Source organism: Mesorhizobium sp. CNPSo 4671, assembly GCF_057784245.1.
In genome coordinates this window covers 222,908-235,752 of record NZ_JBWLUW010000007.1, presented here as the reverse complement: position 1 = coordinate 235,752, position 12,845 = coordinate 222,908, and the positions used below count along the sequence as shown (strand labels likewise).

Here is a 12,845-nt window from a genome sequence, read left to right as displayed (position 1 = left end):
GGATATTTGATGATATGGGGGTGTGGAGCACGCTTGCGGTTGACACGGACAAGGCTCCTCGTTTATGAGCCACCCACCGTTGAAAAGGCGCGTCTTCTGGCGCGCCTTAAAATTTCGACCCGGGACCGGGTCCACACCGACAGGCAAGACCATGAAGATCAAGAATTCGCTCAAGGCGCTCAAGGCGCGTCACCGCGACAACCAGCTGGTTCGCCGCAAGGGCCGCGTTTACATCATCAACAAGACCGCCCCGCGCTACAAGGCGCGCCAGGGCTGAGCTTTCGGCCGGAGGCTTTTCGCCTCCGCCCATTGATGCTTGTCGGCCTGCCGACCTTCTCGCGCTAAAATCACTTTGCTGTTCCGCCGCCCGGGACTAGGATCGGGCGATGCGGATTCTTTTTGCATTTTTGATAGCTCTCCCTGTTTCCGGCGCAATAAGCGTGCCGGTCTGGGCCGCGGACGATCAGCCCGCAGCGCCGGCTGCCCCGGAGGCTCCCGCCGCGCCGATGACCAAACAGGCCCGGCTCGACAAGCTGTTCTCCGACCTCAAGCGCGAACGCAACGAAAAAGCCGCCGAACGCATCGCCGGCAACATCTGGAGCGAATGGTTCCAGTCCGGCAGCGCCTCGATCGATCTGATGATGCTGTGGTCGCAAAAGGCGATGGATAACCAGAAATTCGACGTCGCGCTCGATTTCCTCGACCAGGTGGTGACCTTGCAGCCGACCTATGCCGAAGGCTGGAACCGGCGCGCCACAGTGCATTTCATGATGAAGAACTACGGCAAGTCGATGGCCGACATCGACCGCACGCTGCAGCTCGAGCCGCGCCATTTCGGCGCGCTGTCGGGTCTGGCGCAGATCATGGCACTGACCGGCCACAAACAGTCGGCGCTCGAGGCTTGGCAGAAGGTGCTGGCCATCTACCCGATGATGCGCAGCGCCCAGGACCAGGTCGCGACACTTTCCGAAGAGCTTGCTGGCGAGGGAATTTGATCCCTGAAGGGAGTAAGGGAATAGAGCAGTAAGGCAGTAGGGGTACCTCGGAACACTCACCCTACTGCCCTACTGCCCTACTGCCCTACTGCCCTCCCCCAAAACCAATCCCGGCCCACCTCCGTATATCCCCGCATGAACCTGATCTACGCCGCCTTCGCCTTCCTTCTCGCATTCATCCTTGTCCTGGTCGGCATCACCCGTGCCGGCTCGTGGCTTATCGAGCGTCGCTATCAGCCGATCGGAGAATTCGCCGATATCAACGGCGCCCGTATCCACTATGTCCACATTCCGGCACCCGCCAATGCGGAGCTGCCAGCGATCGTCTTCATCCACGGTGCCAGCGCCAATCTCAGGGATCAGATGCTGCCGCTGAGGCCACTGCTCGAGGGCCGGGCCGAGATGCTGTTCTTCGACCGGCCGGGTCATGGCTGGTCGGGGCGCGGCCCTGGCAACAATGAGGATCCGTCGGCGCAGGCCGCCACCATCGCCGCCCTGATGGACCGTCTTGGCATCAAGAAGGCGATCATCGTCGGCCATTCCTTCGGCAGCGTGGTGACGGCGGCTTTCGGCCGCGAGCATGCCGACAAGACGCTCGGTCTCGTCTTCCTGGCGCCGGCAACTCATCCCTGGCCGGGCGGCGCGACATCCTGGTACTACGATCTGACCACCGTTCCGGTGATCGGCCGGCTGTTTTCCGAGACATTGACCTATCCGGCCGGAACGCTTCAGATGGCCGATGCGACGACCTGCGTGTTCTCACCCAACAAGGTGCCGGACAACTATCTCAACACAGCCTCGATTCCGCTGGTGTTGCGGCCTGCAGCCTTTCGCGCCAACGCCGCCGACGTCGCCGGGCTCTATCGTTATGCGCTTGGCGCCGCACCGCACTACAACCAGATCACCGCGCCGACCATCGTCATCTCCGGCGACCGCGACAAGGTCGTCTACGCCCATATCCATTCCGTCGGCCTGGTACGCGACATCTCGGGCGCTGAACTCGTCTGGGTACACAATCTCGGCCACAAGCCGGACTGGATCGCCGCCGACCTCGCCGTCGGCGCCATCGAGAAGGTCGCCGGCAAGGATATCGACCTGGAGGCGATGGCCAGGACGGTCGAGGCGCGGATCGCCGGCGATGCCTATGGTGCCGGCAGATGCGCCGACATCAAGGAGCCCAAGGCCGAACTTGCGCCGACCTGACATGTATGTCCTCAAGCATGGCATAAAGAGAAATCCGGAGAGACGATGGGCGCTGCCGGATCGCATCTTCTTCGGTTACGGCGCATGCCACATTCTTGCAGGTGTTTTCCTCAAGCATCGCCCTCTTAAAGGATTTCATGCAGAACGGATCATTCCGGCCGAGAGCTTCGCGGGAAACCATATCTACGTGACGAACGGCGTCATCGCTTTCGACTACCACAGTTACTCCGGCCGCGACCGCCTCCTGGACCATCATCGAAGGGGCTGGGCCTCCCACAGCGCCGGTTGGCACTGCACGATCGAGAAGGTCGATTTCAACTTGCTCGACACGGCCGAATTAAATCAGCGCAAGATGCTGGGTCCGGATCAGTATCTGTATGACGCCGTTCTCCGTGCGCGCCGGTTTCTTCAACGCATAGACCACGCTGGAGCTGCGGCAAGAGCGCTCAGGATCGCGACGGCTTGAAGCCATTCGGGCCGCACTCTTGAAAGGCGCTCGGCCAATGTTTCCGTGAAGGATGAACCGCTCTAACGGCTGCCTTGCGTTTCCGACCCGACATAAGCGATGCGCAGCATGTTGGTCGAGCCGGGTGTCCTCAGCGGCACGCCGGCCGTGATGATGACGCGGTCGCCCGGCTTGCCGAAGCCTTCTTCCAGTGCAATGCGGCACGCGCGATTGACCATGTCGTCGAGGTCGATGGCATCGGGCGAGACGACGCAATGCGTGCCCCACAAAAGCGACAGCCGCCGCGCAGTGTTGAGGATCGGCGACAGCGCTATGATCGGCACCTGCGGCCGTTCGCGCGCGGCGCGCAGCCCGGTGGTGCCGGACGCCGTGTAGGTGATGATCGCCGACAGTTTCAGCGTCTCGGCGATCTCGCGGGCGGCCAGTGAAATGGCGTCGGCGCCTGTCGCTTCCGGCTCGGAGCGCTGGGCGTTGATGATGCCGGCATAGGTTGGGTCGGTTTCGACCTTGGTGGCGATGCGGTTCATCATCGCCACGGCCTCGACCGGATAGGCACCCGCAGCCGATTCCGCCGACAGCATGATGGCGTCGGCGCCCTCGAAGACGGCGATCGACACGTCGGAGACTTCGGCGCGGGTCGGCACCGGGGCCGTGATCATCGATTCCAGCATCTGCGTGGCGACCACCACCGGCTTGCCGGCGCGGCGCGCGGCGCGCGTGATTTGCTTCTGGATGCCGGGCACGGCTTCCAGCGGCATCTCGACGCCGAGATCGCCGCGGGCAACCATCAGCGCGTCGGACAGCTCGATGATCTCAGCCAACCGGGCAACGGCCTGCGGCTTTTCGATCTTGGCCATGATAAGCGCCCGGCCGCGCGCGATCTTGCGCGCTTCAGCCAGATCTTCGGGGCGCTGCACAAAGGACAGCGCGATCCAGTCGACGCCCGTGGCGAGCACCGCGTCGAGGTCCTTGCGATCCTTCTCGGTCAGCGCGCCGACCGGCAGGTCGGTATCGGGCAGGCTGACGCCCTTCTTGTCGGAAATCGTGGTGCCGGCGACGACGGTGCAGGTGATCGACTTGCCGTCGCTCTTCACGGCCTTCAGCTCTAGCTTGCCGTCGTCGATCAAAAGACGGTGACCAGCCTCGACCGAACTCAGGATTTCCGGATGCGGCAGGTAGACCCTGGTCGACGTGCCGGGCTCGGGATTGTCGTCGAGCGTGAAGGTCTGGCCTGGCGTCAGCACTTCCTTGCCATTGGCGAACTTGCCGACGCGCAGCTTGGGCCCTTGCAAATCGGCAAGGATGCCGATCGGCCGGCCGACCTTTTCCTCGACGGCGCGGATACGGCCGACCAGCGTGCGCATCAGCTCGTGGTCGGTATGGCTCATATTGATGCGGAACACATCGGCGCCCGCTTCGAACAATTTCTGCAGCATCTCCTCGGAGGAGGATGCCGGACCGATTGTGGCTAGGATCTTGACCTTGCGGCTGCGTCTCATTGACTATTTGTTCCCGGGGCGGCTGGTGCGCCTCCCGTTGCGGGCTCATCGGTCAGCTGGACCATCCAGCTTGCCTGCTCGCCCGTGTCATATTCCTGAAATCCGGCGCGCTGGAAGCCCCGGGCGACGCAGTCGTTTACGCCGGCGATCTTGAACTCTTTTTCAGCCACGCACATGTTGATCGGGCCGTCCCAGCGTCCACCGCGCTCGGCGTCTTCTGCATAAAGATAGTAAAACCTTGATGACAGCGGCCCTTCGATCAACGTCTTGCAGCTCGATCCTTCGATGTGCCACCAGCCTTCGGTGATCCAGCCGGCCTTGGCGCGATAGCCGATGCCGACGCCGACCAGGTTCTGCGTGGCGTTGCAGACGCGGAAATCGGCGCGCGCCGGCGAGGCCATCACCATCGCCGACAGGCCAACGGCCACGGTCAGGAACGGCAAGGCAAAGGCAGAGCGCATGCGCTGCCTGCCGGCGGAACCCATCCGAAAACCCCTCAAGAACCACATCTGCATCTCTCTGCGCCCCTTTTCGGAAAAGTCCGGGCGCATGTCAACGCGCCGTTTTGACCAATTCCAATCGATTTAGGAAGGCTCCCGGCGCACTATCCGTCGCCCCTCGCCAGATTTCAGCGGAAACCTTGGCCAAACAACGGCATTGCGCACACGTCGTCTTCGTGGAATGACGATAGCACCCTCCCCGGAAGCCAGCGAACAGACCATTTCCCGCCAATGACCCGATCCACAGTTTTCGCGCCTTTCGACATTGTCGAGGGCGACCGCAAGCGGGGCATCGTGCTTCTGGCCGATCATGCCCGCCGCGACCTGCCCGAGGACTATGGCAGCCTCGGCCTGCCCGCGGCAGAATTCGACCGCCACATCGCCTATGACATCGGCGTTGAAATGGTGACGCGTGAACTCGCCGGCTTGCTCGACGTACCGGCGGTCATCGCCAATTTCTCGCGGCTGTTGATCGATCCCAATCGCGGCGAGGACGATCCGACGCTCATCCGCCAGCTCTATGACGGCACCGTGGTGCCGGGAAACTATCCCATCGCGCCAGAGGAGCGCGAAAGGCGGCTCGACCGCTTCTACCGTCCCTACCACGACGCGGTCGGCGCCATGATCGCCTCGGTGGCGCAGGCTTCCGGCCAGGCGCCGTTCATCTTCTCGGTGCATTCCTTCACGCCGGCCATGCAGGGCAAGCAGCGGCCCTGGCATGTCGGCATCCTGTGGGACAAGGACGACCGGGTGGCGCGGCCGCTGATCGACATGCTGGCCGAGGACAAAAACCTGATCGTCGGCGACAATGAGCCCTATGACGGCGCGCTGCGCGGCGACACCATGTTCAAACACGCCATCATCAACGGCTACGCCCACGCGCTGATCGAGATCCGCCAGGACCTGATAGCGGACCAGAAGGGGGCGATCGCCTGGGCCGAGCGTCTGGCGCCGATCGTTGACGCCATCGACCGCCGTCCCGATATACATGTCGTGAAGATGTTCGGCTCGCGCACCGGGCCGCTATGACGGAGGTTTCGATGACCGAACTCAGCGACGAGCAGAAGCGCGACTTCGAGGCCGCCGCCTTTCGCCGGCTGGTCGAGCATCTCAGGGAACGCAGCGACGTGCAGAACATCGACCTGATGAACCTCGCCGGCTTCTGCCGCAACTGCCTGTCGAACTGGTATCGCGAAGCGGCCAATGCCGAGGGCGTCGATCTAAGCAAGGACCAGTCGCGCGAGATCGTCTACGGCATGCCCTATGCTGAGTGGCAAGCGCTCAACCAGACCGAAGCGTCGGATGCCAAGAAGGCGGAGTTCGAGGCCAGGCGGCCGAAGGATCATTGAGCACACGCCGGCGGGCATTGCCGGCCAATACCACGCGCCTTCGAGGGGCGTTTTCGCTAATCTCCAACCTAGGGAAGCTCGCCAACAACGATGTCGGTTCTATTTCGGCCTTTGGTCCAAGCACTTCCTCAAGTCCAGTTCTTGACTACGAATTGAATCGATCTAATTTGCCGCGCAAAGCCAATTTCGGACCGGATTCGCCTTATGAACGCGCAAAGCGCCATGCAGACTGCCATTCGCGGACGATGGGCCGTGGCCGCCATTTTCCTTGCCAATGGCTTCCTGACCGGCAGCTGGGCGCCGCAGATCCCGGTGTTCCTGACCCGGCTCGATATCTCGAAATTCACGCTTGGCCTGCTGATCCTTTTGTTCGGCGCCGGCGCGGTCACCGCGATGACCTGGTGCGGCCACCTGATCTCGAAACATGGCTCGCGCACCGTGCTGCGCTGGTTCGGTCTTTGCGGCAGCCTCGGCCTGCTGGTGGTGGCGCTGGCGCCCAACGTGCCGCTGGCGGCCATCGCCATGTTCATCTTCGGCGGCTCGATCGGCGGCATGGATGTCGCCATGAATGCCAATGCGGTGGTGGTCGAGCGAAAATTGTCCCGCGCCATCATGTCCTCCTCGCACGGCTTCTGGAGCCTCGGCGGTTTCGCCGGCGGCGCGCTTGGCGGCTTTGCCATCCAGCACTACGGCCACCTCGCCCATGCCGCGGTGGTGACCGTGCTTGCCTTCGCGGCGATCGCGACTGCCGTCGGCTACCTCATCGCCGAGGACAGACCGCAAGCGGCCGAGCATCATAAATTCACGCTGCCGGCAAACCCGCTGGTCTACCTGATCGGCCTGATGGCGCTTCTGACGATGGTCTCCGAAGGCGCCGTGCTCGACTGGGCGGCGCTGTATCTCAGGCAGGAACTTGGCGCCGACCTTGCCGTCGCCGGTCTTGCCTACGCCGCCTTTTCCGGCGTCATGGCGATCATGCGCTTTTTCGGCGACGGCGTGCGCAACCGTTTTGGCGCGGTGACGACGCTGCGCGGCTCGGCCATTGTCGCCGCCGCCGGCATGCTGGTTGCCGGCCTGTCGCCGTCGCCCTGGCTCGCCATCGCCGCCTTCGCCCTTTGCGGCTTCGGCATCGCCAACATGGTGCCGATCATATTTTCGGCCGGCGGCAACCAGGAAGGCATCTCGTCGGGCACCGGCATGAGCGTCGTCACCACAATGGGCTATTCCGGTATTCTGGTGGCGCCGTCGGCGATCGGTTTCGTCGCCGAACATTCCAGCTTCGGGCCGATCTTCATCGCCATGTCGGTGCTGCTGATCGTCGTCTTGCTGATGGCGGGGCTCGCTCAGCGCGCCGAATTCGCGCCCGCCCCCGCCGAATAGCGTTTCAGGTCCTCATGGAGAAAATCCGCCACGCGGCGGATGCGCACGCTGCTGCGCACATCGCGATGCATCGCCAGCCACACCGGCAGGCTTGGCAGCGGCAGGCCAGGCAGCACCTTCTCCACCAGCGGATCGCGATCGGCCAGCGGCTCCTGGCCAAGACCGATGCCGTTTCCCGCCCGCACCGCCTCCCAGAGGACGATCTGGTTGTCTGCCCTGAAGCGGAAACTGCCACGGGTGACAGGGATGCCATGCTGGACAAAGCCCCTGATCATCTCGTCGCTGCGGTCGAAGCCGATCAAGGGGTGATCGACGAGGTCCGCCGGCCCGAGCGGGCGGCCGCGCCTCTCGAGATAGGAAATGGCCGCGCAGGCGCAGAGTGGGATATCGCAGACCTTGCGCGCCACCAGTTCGTTCTGCGCCGGCTTGACCATCCGGATAGCGATGTCGGCGTCCCGGCGCAACAGGTTCTCGACCTGGTTCGAGGCAACGATCTCGACCTCGATGCCGGGTTCCTCGATGCCGAGCCGCGCCATCATGGCGGGCAGCGCATAGGCCGCCACCACCTCGCTGGCGGCAATGCGCACCGTGCCTTCGATAGCCTCGACCGAGCCCAGCGCCAGCCGTGAGAAGGCGCTCGCCTGCTCGCTGACCGCCTTGCCGCGCTCGAACAGCGTGGCCCCGGCTTCCGTCAGCGCATAGCCGCTCCGCCCCCGCCTGAACAGCGTGACGCCAAGCGCCTGCTCCAGCTCGCCGATGTGTCGGCCAAGCGTCGGTTGGCTGGCCGACAGTTTTCGCGCCGCGGCCGACAGGCTGCCGGTTTCCGCCACCGTGACGAAGCTCTTGATCAGGTTCCAGTCGATGTCATCCATTCAATAATGAATATCAAACCTGCATCCATGGTCAATTTCAATTCATCGATGAGGCAATCATATTCGCCCTGCAAACACCGACACGGACTGCAACCACCAGCCAGGAGAACTCAAAATGACTAAGATCGCAATTCTCGGCGCCAATGGCCGGCTCGGCCGCGTGGTTGCCAAAGCCTTCATCGACGCGGGCTTTGATGTCCGCGCCATCACCCGCACCGGCAAGGTGCCGGTCGAGCTCGAAGGCGCCACCGCGGTTGCCGGCGATGCGCTGGACCGTCAATCGCTCATCCGCGCCACCGAGGGTGTCGATATCATCTTCAACGGTCTCAACCCGATCTATACCGACTGGGGCAAATGCCTGCCGATGGCCGAAAGCGTCATGGCCGCCTGCCATGCCAACAATGCGCTGCATCTCTTTCCCGGCACGGTCTACAATTACGGCTCGCCGATGCCGGCAGTGATCACGGAAGACACGCCGTTCCATCCAACGACAGAGAAGGGCCGCATCCGCTGCGCCATGGAGGATCTGTTCCGCCGCGAGGCCGACGCAGGCCGGGTGCGCACCATTCTGCTGCGCGCCGGCGATTTCTTCGGCGGCACCGGCAGCGGCTCCTGGTTCGACCTGATCGTCGCCGCCAAGATGAGCAAGGGGGTCTACACCGCGCCCGGCCCGGCCGATCTGGTGCACGAATGGGCCTACCTGCCGGACTTCGCCGTGGGTTTCGTCGCACTCGCCAAGAATCTCGACAAGCTCGGCTCCTATGAGGCGCTGAACTTTCCGGGCCATGCGGTCATCGACCTGCAGATCAAGGCCGCCGCCGAGAAGGCGCTTGGCCGGCCGCTGAAGATGACCTCGATGCCCTGGTGGGTGCTGCGCGCCGGCAGCCCGTTCGTGGCGATGTGGCGCGAAATCGTCTCGATGTCCTATCTGCGCTTCGAGCCGCACCAGCTGGCCTCGACGCGGCTGGAGGGCATCATCGGCGAAATCCCTCACACGCCACTGGATCAGGCGGTCGCCGAGGCCCTGGAGGATATCGGGATCGCCACCGTGAGCGGCGTTTCGAAAGCTGCCTGAAGGCGGCGCGCCAGCTCAAAGCCGGCCCATCAGCAGCAACACCAGAATCACCACCAGCACCACACCAAGAATGCCCGACGGTCCATAACCCCAGGAGCGCGAATGCGGCTAGGCCGGCACCGCGCCGATGAGGACAAGGATCAGGACAATGATGACGATGGTGGTGATTGGCATGAGACTTCCCCGCGCATTGTTTCAGGGCAATGTCTTCACATTGCCCGGGGGGAACAATGCAAAAGGCCGCCCGGTTGTTCCGGGCGGCCTTTGCCGTTCAGATCGGGGTCTGTCTATTCGGCCGCCTTGGGGAAGGCGATCGCGGGTTCTGCGCCGGCATCCACAGTCGGTGCGTCCGACGAGATCTCGCCCTTGCCGCGCCGGAACAGCCGGCTGATCAAGCCGCGCCTTGCGCCGGGCTTGACCTTGGCGCGGGTGAACACCATCAGCATCGACGGAGTCACCACCAGCGTCAGCACCGTGGCGAAGGACAGGCCGAAGACGATCGCCGAGGACAGCGAAATCCACCACTGCGTCGACGGCGCGTTGATCGTCGTCTCGTGATGGAAGATTTCCAACCCGAGTCCGAACGCGATCGGCAGCACGCCGAGAATGGCCGACACCGCCGTCAGCACCACCGGTCGCGCGCGCTCGCGGCAGGTCTGCAGCACCGCCTCCATCTTGTCCCAGCCTTCTTCACGCAACCGGTCATAGGTGTCGATCAGCACGATGTTGTTGTTCACCACCACGCCGGCCAGCGCGATGACGCCAATACCCGACATGACGATGCCGAACGTCTCGCCGGTTATCAACAGCCCGAGGAACACGCCGATCGTCGCCATGACCACGCAGGACAGCACCAGCCAGACGCTGGTGAACTTGTTGAACTGCGCCAAAAGCACCAGGAAGATCAGGAAGATCGCCGCACCGAAGGCCTTGCTGAGGAAGGCGCTGGCTTCCGCGCTGTCCTCGTTCGAGCCGGCCAGCTTCCAGCGGATGCCGCTGCCGAGATTCATGTCGGTGACGGCCTGGGTGACCTCCTGCTGCACGGCGGCGACCTGGGCGCCGGCGGCGACGTTGGCCTGCACCACCACGGTGCGGGCGCCGTCGATGCGGTTGAGGATGCCGACGCTCGGCTTCGCCTTGCGGACGACGAAGTTCGAAATCGGCACCGATCCTTGTGAGGTCTGCACCCTGAGCTCGTCGAGCGTCGACAGCGTGCGCCGATCCTCCGGCAGACGCAGCCGGATATCGACCGCCTTGTCGGCGCCGGCAGGCCGGTATTCGCTCAGCTTCAGACCGTTGGTGACAAGCTGCACCACCGTTCCGACCGAGGTCGGGCTGATGCCATATTGGGCAGCCTTGGCGCGATCGACCTCGAGTGCCCAGTCGACGCCGGGCGGCGGCAAGCCATCGGAAATGTCGATGACGCCGGGCACCTTGGCGATACGCGCCGCCACGGCACGCGCCTTCTCGTCCAACCCCTTGGGATCGACGGCCGAAAGCCTGATCTGGATCGGCTTGCCGGTCGGCGGGCCGGCTTCCGGCACGCGCACCTCGACGTCGACGCCGGGAATGCCCGCCATGACGCCACGCAGATCGTTCAGGATATCGTTCGCCGATTTGCGCTCGCGCCAGTCGATGAATTCGTACTGGATGACGCCGACGACGTCTTCGGGCACGTCCTGGCCGCCGCCATCGGACTTGCCGACGCGGGTATAGACCGACTTCACGCCTGGCCAGCCGAGCAGCCGGTTTTCGGCAATCTTGGTCGCCGTGTCCATTTCGGCCAGTGAGAGGTTGCCGCGGGCATGCACATAGAGCAGGCCGTAGTCGGGCTCGACACTCGGGAAGAACTCGACGCCGGCGCCATACTTCGAATAGCCAACGAAGATGCCGGCCAGCAACATGACGGTGAGCACCATCACGGTGATGGGGAAGCGCACCGCCTGCTTGACGACAGCCATGTACCAGCCGTCGCGATTGTCATCGGCGTGATGCTCCGGCGCCTTGGCGAAGATCGCGCCCAGCGTCGGCGCGAAGACCAGCGCGTAGAGCATCGAGGCCGACAGCGTGACGATCAGCGTGATCGGCATGTACTTCATGAAGTCGCCGATGATGCCGGGCCAGAACAGCAGCGGCGAGAAGGCGGCGATGCGCGTCATCGTCGCCGCTATGACCGGACCGGCCATGCGCTTGGCGGCAAGCGCGAAGGCTTCCTGTTTGGGCATGCCCTCGCTCATTCGTCGTTCGGCAAACTCGGTGACGATGATGGCGTCGTCGACCAGCATGCCGACTGCCAGGATCAGGCTGAACAGCACGATCATGTTGATCGTGTAGCCCATCATCGCCAGCAAAAGGATGCCGATCAGGAAGGACGACGGGATGGCGAGGCCAATGAGCAACGAGGCGCGGCCCGACAGCGCGTAGAGGATGACGATGAACACCAGGATGACGGCGATCATCACATGGTTCTGCAGGTCGCCGAGCAACTGGTTGACGAAGACCGACTTGTCCTGCGTGTAGGTGACATGCATGCCCTCGGGCATCGTCTTGACGAAGGTATCGGACACCTCCCGCACCTTGGTGAGCGTGTCGATCAGATTGGCGCCGATGCGCTTCTTCACCTCGATGGCGATAGCCGGCTTGCCGTTGAGGCGCGTGATCGTTGTGGCGTCGGCGAAGGTCGAGCGTATCGTCGCGATGTCCTTGGCCTGCACCACGGCATTGGGGCCGGCAACCACCGGCAGCGCCGCCACATCCTCCGGCGTCTCGATCAGCGACGGCACCTTGACGGCGTATTTGCCCTCCGACCCTTCGATGTTGCCAGCGGCGACCAGGCTGTTGGAAGCACCAACGGCGCCAATCAGCTGGTCGAGCTGCAAGCCGTAGGACGACAGCTTCATCGGATCGATGACGACTTCGACGAGATCGTCGCGCGAGCCCTGGAGCGAACCTTCGAGAACGCCGGGCACTTCCTCGATACGGTCACGCAGTTCGCGCGCGGCGGCAGCCAGCACGCGTTCCGGCAATTCGCCGGACAAGGTGACGACGAGCACCGGGAATTCGGAAATGTTGACCTCGGTGACGACAGGCTCCTCGGCCGCCTGCGGCAGGTCGGCCTTGCCGTCCTGCACCTTGGAACGCGTATCCTGCAGCGCCGTCGCCAGATTGGTTTGCGGCTGGAACTCGACCAGCACATAGCCCCCGCCCTGGAAGGCGGCCGAGCGCATTTCCTTGAGGCCTTTCAGGCTCTTCAGCTTGCTTTCCATCGGCCGCAGCAGAAGGCGCTCGGAATCCTCCGGCGAAATGCCTTGATAGATCAGGCTGACATACATCATCGGAATCGGAACGTCGGGTTCCGCTTCCTTCGGTGTCGACTGATAGGCGACCCAGCCTGCAATCAGCAGGAAGACCAGGACCGAGATGGTCAGGCGGGCATTGTTGATTGCGAGTCTGACGATATCCATGACTTCTGCCTGCTGTTGATTTCGGCGAACGGACGGTCGTCG

At 63.5% G+C, this 12,845-nt stretch carries 12 protein-coding genes and 1 pseudogene; 8 read left to right on the top strand and 5 right to left on the bottom strand.

What is annotated here, in order from left to right; all coding sequences use genetic code 11:
* Positions 1–151: 151 nt before the first annotated feature.
* The 4 genes from ykgO to AC04SF_RS20925 all read left to right on the top strand — a co-directional run bounded on the left by ykgO (position 152) and on the right by AC04SF_RS20925 (position 2,664).
* The gene (gene ykgO, locus AC04SF_RS20940; RefSeq protein ID WP_006327841.1) at positions 152–277 is read left to right on the top strand and encodes a type B 50S ribosomal protein L36; all 126 of its coding nucleotides are present in this window, start codon (positions 152–154) and stop codon (positions 275–277) included.
* A 109-nt stretch (positions 278–386) separates the two neighbouring features.
* A complete protein-coding gene (locus AC04SF_RS20935; RefSeq protein WP_202352406.1) occupies positions 387–995 on the top strand; it encodes a tetratricopeptide repeat protein in 609 nt (202 codons plus the stop codon).
* A 135-nt stretch (positions 996–1,130) separates the two neighbouring features.
* Entirely contained in the window at positions 1,131–2,198 is a 1,068-nt protein-coding gene (locus tag AC04SF_RS20930; RefSeq protein ID WP_488479344.1) for an alpha/beta fold hydrolase, read from the top strand.
* 1 nt (position 2,199) lies between these two features.
* Entirely contained in the window at positions 2,200–2,664 is a 465-nt protein-coding gene (locus AC04SF_RS20925; RefSeq protein WP_488479343.1) for a hypothetical protein, read from the top strand.
* A gap of 62 nt (positions 2,665–2,726) precedes the next feature.
* Here the strand turns inward: AC04SF_RS20925 and pyk are convergent, their stop codons facing one another.
* Positions 2,727–4,163 carry a pyruvate kinase gene (gene pyk / locus AC04SF_RS20920; protein ID WP_488479342.1) on the bottom strand — a complete coding sequence of 479 codons (1,437 nt, stop codon included), beginning with the start codon at positions 4,161–4,163 and terminating at the stop codon, positions 2,727–2,729.
* A complete protein-coding gene (locus AC04SF_RS20915; protein ID WP_488479461.1) occupies positions 4,160–4,624 on the bottom strand; it encodes a DUF1036 domain-containing protein in 465 nt (154 codons plus the stop codon). Before AC04SF_RS20915 ends, pyk begins: the two co-directional genes overlap by 4 nt.
* 270 nt (positions 4,625–4,894) lie before the next feature.
* Between AC04SF_RS20915 and AC04SF_RS20910 the strand changes: the two genes are divergently transcribed.
* The 3 genes from AC04SF_RS20910 to AC04SF_RS20900 all read left to right on the top strand — a co-directional run bounded on the left by AC04SF_RS20910 (position 4,895) and on the right by AC04SF_RS20900 (position 7,392).
* Positions 4,895–5,692, top strand: a complete 798-nt coding sequence (locus AC04SF_RS20910; protein ID WP_488479341.1) for an N-formylglutamate amidohydrolase — start codon at positions 4,895–4,897, stop codon at positions 5,690–5,692.
* A gap of 11 nt (positions 5,693–5,703) precedes the next feature.
* A complete protein-coding gene (locus AC04SF_RS20905; protein WP_096458051.1) occupies positions 5,704–6,012 on the top strand; it encodes a DUF1244 domain-containing protein in 309 nt (102 codons plus the stop codon).
* 204 nt (positions 6,013–6,216) lie between these two features.
* Positions 6,217–7,392 carry an MFS transporter gene (locus AC04SF_RS20900; protein ID WP_488479340.1) on the top strand — a complete coding sequence of 392 codons (1,176 nt, stop codon included), beginning with the start codon at positions 6,217–6,219 and terminating at the stop codon, positions 7,390–7,392.
* On the opposite strand, the gene AC04SF_RS20895 is transcribed toward AC04SF_RS20900, so the two are convergent.
* On the bottom strand, positions 7,356–8,264 hold the full coding sequence (locus tag AC04SF_RS20895; protein WP_488479339.1) for a LysR family transcriptional regulator: 909 nt from the start codon (positions 8,262–8,264) through the stop codon (positions 7,356–7,358). The two genes, AC04SF_RS20900 and AC04SF_RS20895, sit on opposite strands and share 37 nt — an antisense overlap.
* A 115-nt stretch (positions 8,265–8,379) precedes the next feature.
* Here AC04SF_RS20895 and AC04SF_RS20890 point away from each other — a divergent pair, with 115 nt between their 5' ends.
* Positions 8,380–9,339, top strand: a complete 960-nt coding sequence (locus AC04SF_RS20890; RefSeq protein ID WP_488479338.1) for an SDR family oxidoreductase — start codon at positions 8,380–8,382, stop codon at positions 9,337–9,339.
* 15 nt (positions 9,340–9,354) lie between these two features.
* Here the strand turns inward: AC04SF_RS20890 and AC04SF_RS20885 are convergent.
* Together AC04SF_RS20885 and AC04SF_RS20880 are read right to left on the bottom strand one after the other, a co-directional pair.
* Positions 9,355–9,513 (bottom strand): annotated as a pseudogene (locus AC04SF_RS20885) (DUF3309 family protein).
* Between the two features lie 113 nt (positions 9,514–9,626).
* Positions 9,627–12,803: an efflux RND transporter permease subunit gene (locus tag AC04SF_RS20880; protein ID WP_488479337.1), complete on the bottom strand. Its 3,177-nt coding sequence runs from the start codon at positions 12,801–12,803 to the stop codon at positions 9,627–9,629.
* Between the last annotated feature and the right edge of the window lie 42 nt (positions 12,804–12,845).